Source organism: Mesorhizobium qingshengii (genome assembly GCF_900103325.1).
GTDB lineage: Bacteria > Pseudomonadota > Alphaproteobacteria > Rhizobiales > Rhizobiaceae > Mesorhizobium > Mesorhizobium qingshengii.
The window spans coordinates 1-2,809 of record NZ_FMXM01000079.1; the positions used below are offsets into that span (position 1 = coordinate 1).

Below are 2,809 nucleotides of genomic sequence, written 5' to 3' on the forward strand. Positions count from 1 at the left end.
GGGCTGGCGCTGAAGCTTCTGTCGGTGGTTGAAAAGCACGGTTTGCAGGTGCTGCAGTAGGCATTTTAAAAAACGAATGATAATGCAATCTTATCGTTCGTTTTATGTTACCTACAGGTACAGCGCTTTTTGCCTATTTTCGTTGCCAAACGCGCCGTCATGATTCATCGTGCTTGCAATGATTCTGCGCCCCAAACCCTTTTCTTCTCATTACGCCACGCTTGCCGGCGCCGCTTGGACCGCGCCGATGGCAACGGTGCCGGCCTGGCTGCGCCGCGCCGCGCCGGGTGCGCAAAGTCTTGCGGGCAAAGATGTTGAAGACGTCGCGCTCACCGCTGGCGCCGCCATCGGCGCGCTCGATGCGGTGGTCCGCCGGCAGGAGCGGTGGGCCGGCGCCTGGCGGCAGCGCCTTGCGCTTGCGGCGGCCGCGGTAACGGCAAAGCAGGCGGGCCGCGTCGAAGATGAAGCAGCATTGCGCGATGCGGTGCTGCTCACGCGGCCGGGCGATTTTTTGTCCGTTGGTCCCGCCGGATCGATGCTGCTTGCCTGGCGCCGGCTGGCTGGCACGCCTGCCGAGAAACTGCTGACCGAGGCGAGCATCGGCGCGGTGCTGGATGACCTTGGTCTCCGCCGCGACGAGGACGCAGTCGGCGAACTGGCAGATGATCTTCGACAGCTTTCCGCGAGCATCGGAATGGTCGGCATGCTGACCGGCGCGTTCACGGCCGCCGAAAGGTATGGCCTCGCACGAGCCTTCGGATGTTGGCTCGCCGACGCCCTGCTGGCGCAACGGCTGGGTTGGACGCAGGCCGTGCCGCTGTTGGGCGCCGAAGCGGCCTTGGGAACAAGCGGTCGCGCGCGTCGATCGGCAGCCAGCTCGGTGGCCACAGGCACTGAGACAGATCCTGAGCGTGCGAAAGATCTGCTTGCCGCGCAGGCTCGCGCTGCGTTGCGTGCGATTGATCTGTCCGCTGAGCTCGAGCGCCGCGCGGACCGGCTGCTTGCCGTGGCCCCGAAACTCAGGGCCAAGGCGGCGGACGTCGTCCTGGAAAAGCTGCTCTCTGACGACGCGATCGTCGCCTCGGAACAAATCGCTGGCATGAGTGATCGCGGACTGCGCCGGCTGTTCGACCGTCTGGTCGAACTCGGCGCCGTCCGCGAGCTGTCCGGCCGCCCGACCTTTCGCATCTACGGGCTCTGACGATAATGGTCGAGGCGGCGCGCGCGAGAGGCGGGAAAGGTCGATCAGATGACCGTCGATCAGCTGACCAGCTGTTTGACCGGGAGCTGGATCACCTGCCGCCGGAGGCCCGCTGGCGCGAGTGGATGAACCGCGTCGAGGCGACGATCTTCGCCGCCAGTGAACCGGTCGACCGCGAAACGCTCGCCCGCGTCGTCGGCAAAAGCTGCAGCATTGATCTGCTCATCGACGACATCCGCGAGGAATTGCGCGGCCGGCCCTACGACCTGGTCGCCGTCGCCGGCGGTTTTCGGCACCTGACTCGGCCGGCCTATGCCGACGCCATCCGCTGTGCAATCGGCGGTAACGAGCGCGCTGCCGACCTCACGCAGTCAGAGGTGCTCGTGCTGATGTGCATCGGCTACTTCCAGCCGATCACCCGCGCCGAGTTGTCGTCTTTCTTCGGCAAGGAGATCAGTCGCGATTTTATTGGTCATCTGCGCGGTGCCGGCCTAATCGCTTCGGGCCCGCGCAGCCCGACGCCCGGCGCGCCCTACACCTACGTGACGACAAAAGAATTTCTGCTGGAGTTCGGCCTCGACACTTTGCGCGATCTGCCGGATTTCGAGGCACTCGAGGATGCTGGTCTACTGTCGAAGGAGAAGTTGCTGGCGGGCGACATCATGCCCGACTTTTCCGCCGGACAATAGGGTATCGGAGAAGAGGCGGGCGAATAACCGCGCTGCGTTTGCCTATACCTGATCAATAGATGAATCGCGTGATCTGCCGTGGGGTTCCGGCAGACTCGGCCCAGATCATGTGCTGCTCGTAGCCGTCACACATACAAAGCGCTGGACTTGCGCGACCCGCGCCAAACGATAGCTCGTTCGATCATCGCTTGTAGGCAAACCGAGGGGTCCAGCTCTCTTCGAGGGCAGCATCCTCGTCCTCCTCTTCGCCGGGATCATCCGGCAAGAGTTCGCTGCTGAGCACCGTTAGAGTGTAGCCATATTTTCCAAGCCCGATGACTTCTTCATCAAGGGTCAATCGCCTCGGGCAATCGAACCAATCCTTGAGGTTTGTCTCTGCATTGGCACGCCGCGCATGCAGGACATTTGCGGGGCTCCTATTGAAGCGCAATGTCTCGCTGTCGGGCAAAGGCATCCCTTTTCGCAAGAAGGAAAGCTTGTCCAGATCCTTGAAGGTGTTCGACATAAAAGCGTAGGCAATGTGCTCACCCTGCGAGACGATCACTGCGAGCGGATAAGCGCTGCATTCGGCGGCTCGGATTGCGGCAGCGGTGCATGAGCATCCGGCTTCATCCGCCAGCTTCAGAATGCCGTCTAGGCCGACCTGGTTATTCGACAGAAATTTCCGTGTCAGCGCCGTCGGCATAAGCAACCCGCTCGCGAAATGATCCGCTTCAAGCTCGATTGACGTATTCTGCGTGAAGTCAGCACGGGACATATGCGCCCCGCCCATCGCTATGATCTCTTCCGGGTGACCTGGTAAAAAATAGTGGCCCAGTTCATGGGGTTCCGTTGCAAAGTTTTGTCTGGTCAGAGAATTTGCCAGAGTGGTAGCGACCTCATGCGGCAGCGAGGATTTCGAACTGCTCGGCGAGAGACG

The 2,809-nt window shown here is 61.8% G+C and carries 3 protein-coding genes; 2 read left to right on the forward strand and 1 reads right to left on the reverse strand.

The features are described 5' to 3' along the window. Positions 1-178: 178 nt before the first annotated feature. Complete coding sequence (locus BLS48_RS34305; protein ID WP_091586665.1) at positions 179-1,201, forward strand: DUF1403 family protein; 1,023 nt, start codon at positions 179-181, stop codon at positions 1,199-1,201. Between the two features lie 5 nt (positions 1,202-1,206). Next, on the forward strand, positions 1,207-1,890 hold the full coding sequence (scpB, locus tag BLS48_RS34310; RefSeq protein WP_038655361.1) for an SMC-Scp complex subunit ScpB: 684 nt from the start codon (positions 1,207-1,209) through the stop codon (positions 1,888-1,890). A gap of 181 nt (positions 1,891-2,071) precedes the next feature. Here the strand turns inward: scpB and BLS48_RS34315 are convergent. Continuing rightward, positions 2,072-2,809 (reverse strand): ImmA/IrrE family metallo-endopeptidase (locus tag BLS48_RS34315; RefSeq protein WP_143019601.1); only part of this gene is annotated, 738 nt, incomplete at its 5' end.

What these genes read in the sequence shown, in the direction of transcription:
- BLS48_RS34305 (WP_091586665.1), top strand. Translation starts at nt 179, where the DNA reads ATGATTCTGCGCCCCAAACCCTTTTCTTCTCATTACGCCACGCTTGCC.
- scpB (WP_038655361.1), top strand. Translation starts at nt 1,207, where the DNA reads ATGGTCGAGGCGGCGCGCGCGAGAGGCGGGAAAGGTCGATCAGATGAC.